Source organism: Nocardia sp. JMUB6875 (assembly GCF_041154655.1).
Lineage (GTDB): Bacteria > Actinomycetota > Actinomycetes > Mycobacteriales > Mycobacteriaceae > Nocardia.
The window spans coordinates 1-2,555 of the sequence record NZ_BAAFGR010000356.1 but is presented as its reverse complement, the minus strand read 5'-3'; the positions used below and the strand labels follow the sequence as shown (position 1 = coordinate 2,555).

The window sequence follows — 2,555 nt, the reverse complement described above, 5'->3', positions numbered from 1 at the left end:
TGCCAGCGGACGCTGAATAATCCGGGTGGGCGGACATGTGAGTCCGGGCTGGCGGACATGATTTCTCCGGATGGGCGGACATCTGGATCTCCGGGACACGCCTGATAAATGCGAAACGGGATCTCTTCGGGCGAGTTGGCTGGGCGGTGTGTGATCGCTCGCCAACTGCGTCGAAGGGATCCCGTTGACCAAGTCTGACAGGGAGATCATGGAGATTCTGGAAGCGTTCGATCTGACACGCTGCGCGCATTCGGCCGCGGCGCTGGCAGGGGTGGATGAGAAGACGGTGGCCCGGTATGTCGCGGTCCGCGACGCGGGCCGCGATCCGCTGGTGAAGTTGCGTCGGCCGCGGTCGATCGACCCGTTCGTGGGCAAGATCGAGGAGTGGGTGGACAAGTCCCAGGGCAAGGTCCGCGCCGATGTGGTGCATCAAAGGCTGCAGGCGATGGGTTTCACCGGGACCGATCGGTCGACCCGCCGCGCGGTCGCTGAGGCGAAGGCGGCATGGAAGGCCGGTCACCGGCGGAAATATCGGCCGTGGTTGCCGGAACCGGGTATGTGGTTGCAGTTCGACTGGGGTGAGGGCCCGAGGGTGAATGGCCGTCGGACACAACTGTTTTGCGCGTGGCTGGCGTGGTCGCGGTTTCGGGTGGTGATCCCGTCGTGGGATCAGACCTTGGGTTCGCTGGTGTTGGGCATCGATGTGACATTGCGTCGGATCGGTGGTGCGCCAACGTATTTGCTGACCGACAACGCGAAAACGGTGACGGTGGACCGGATCGCGGGGTTGCCGGTGCGGCATCCGGAAATGGTCGCGGCTGGAAGGCATTACGGCTGCAAGGTCGAAACGTGTGAGCCGTTCGACCCTGAGTCCAAGGGCGGTGCGGAGCATTCGGTGAAGATCGCCAAGGCGGATCTGGTGCCGACGACGGCGAATCTGCTGCCTGAATACGGCTCTTTCGCCGAACTCGCCGATGCCTGCTGGAGTTGGTGTGAGCGGGTCAACGCGCGTCCGCATCGGGAGACCGGGGTCGCGCCGGTCGTGCGTCTGGGTATCGAGCGTGAGCATCTGCATGTGCTGCCGGGCGCGCCGCATGCGATCGCGCTCGGTGAGGAACGCCTCGTCGGTGACGACCAGACGATCCGGTGGGGATCGGTGCGCTATTCGACCCCCGACGGGCATCAGGGGCAGAAGGTGTGGTGCCGGGTCGCCGGTGAGGAGTTGGTGGTCACCGGGCGAAATTCGTTGGGGCTGGCCGAGATTGCCCGACACGAGTTGTCGACGCCGGGCAATCCGCGCATCCTCGACGAGCATTACCCGCATCACGCGGGCGGGGATCTGCCGCGGGTGCGGAAACTGCGGCCGCGGACGGTTGAGGAGATCGCGTTCCTCGAGCTCGGCGAGGGCGCGCGCCGCTGGCTGACCGAAGCCTCCGCCTCCGGGGTCTCGCGCATCCGCGCGAAGATGACCCGCGCGCTCGAGCTGGCGGCGTTGACCGGGCCCGACGCGGTCGAGGAAGCGTTGGGTGTCGCCGCGGTCGCGGGCCGCTTCGACGACGGCGACCTGGCCGCGATCCTCGATCACCTGGCCAAGTTCTCCAGCCTTTCCGATGTCGTGCGCGCCGACGAGGCGCACTCGGTCCAGCCCGGCACCAGCAATTGGGGAAGGTTCGGCGCATGACGCATCCGAAAGCCCCAGCGCTGCCCGACGAGTTGGACGCGATCTGCCGCCGGATGCGGCTGCCCTATCTGCGCAAGGCCGCACCCGACGTGCTCGCAACCGCCCGCGCGCAACGATGGGATCCCGCCGAGGTGATGCGGGTGCTTCTCAACGAGGAAGTCACCGGCCGCAACTCCGCGACCCGTCGCCAACGCCGCAAACGCGCGAATTTCCCCACCGGCAAGACGTTTTCGTCATGGCTGCCGGAGGAATCGACGATCTCCGAAGCCACCCAGAACGCGCTCGCGACGCTGGAATGGGTTGGGCGACACGAGAATCTGGCTGTCGCCGGACCTTCGGGAACGGGCAAGAGTCACTTCGTCGAAGCACTCGCGCATTCGGCGATCGAGAAGGACCTTCGAGTCTCGTGGTTCACCCTGGAATCGTTGGCGACCACGATCGGCAAGGCCAAGGTCGACGGATCCATCGCCCGCGCGGTCGCCCGGATCTGCGCCTGCGATCTGATCGTGGTCGATGACATCGGCATGCTCCCGGTCGGCGCGGACGCCGCCGAGGCGTTCTACCGCGTCATCGACGCTGCTTACGAACGCCGCTCGATCGCCGTGACCAGCAACATCCACCCCTCCGGGTTCGACACGATCATGCCCAAGACCTTGGCCACCGCGACCGTCGACCGGCTCTTGCATCACGCGCATCTCGTGCTGACCAAGGGCGATTCACACCGACTGGCCGAAGCCCTGGCCGGCAAGGGGGTGGCGCCACTGACCTGACTGAATCACCCGGAGAACCGATGTCCATCGGCCCGGAGATCTGCCGTCCGCCCAGCCGGACCCGTCAAGTCCACCCGCCCGGAGTTCCCGATGACCGTTGACAC

At 66.2% G+C, this 2,555-nt stretch carries 2 protein-coding genes; both read left to right on the top strand.

The annotated features are described in order from the left end of the window. Window positions 1-208 precede the first annotated feature (208 nt). On the top strand, window positions 209-1,681 hold the full coding sequence (istA, locus tag ACAM49_RS39730; protein WP_369640673.1) for an IS21 family transposase: 1,473 nt from the start codon (window positions 209-211) through the stop codon (window positions 1,679-1,681). Then, the gene (gene istB, locus ACAM49_RS39725; RefSeq protein ID WP_369640672.1) at window positions 1,678-2,451 is read left to right on the top strand and encodes an IS21-like element helper ATPase IstB; all 774 of its coding nucleotides are present in this window, start codon (window positions 1,678-1,680) and stop codon (window positions 2,449-2,451) included. The genes istA and istB overlap by 4 nt, the downstream gene beginning before the upstream one ends. Window positions 2,452-2,555 lie beyond the last annotated feature (104 nt).